Here is a 220-nt window from a genome sequence, read left to right on the forward strand (position 1 = left end):
AGATTCAAGATGCAGCAGGACAAGTAGTCGCTAAAATAACGACAGATAAAAAAGGACACGCACAAGTTACTAATTTATCAGTTGGCACATACAAGCTAGTAGAAGTAAAAGCACCAAAAGGATATAAGCAATTGGTAGATCCAATTACTTTCCAAATTGAAAAAGGCATGACAAAATCTCTTGCTTTAACAGTAGAAAATGAAATGTTAGACAAGGGAAA

General features: G+C 34.5%; 1 protein-coding gene. It reads left to right on the plus strand.

Annotated elements, in window-relative coordinates:
- Positions 1 to 220: prealbumin-like fold domain-containing protein (locus JDS82_RS30480; RefSeq protein WP_242474955.1), on the plus strand; the 220-nt coding region annotated here is incomplete at both ends.

It is taken from the genome of Bacillus cereus group sp. N14, from assembly GCF_016483555.1.
GTDB lineage: Bacteria > Bacillota > Bacilli > Bacillales > Bacillaceae_G > Bacillus_A > Bacillus_A wiedmannii.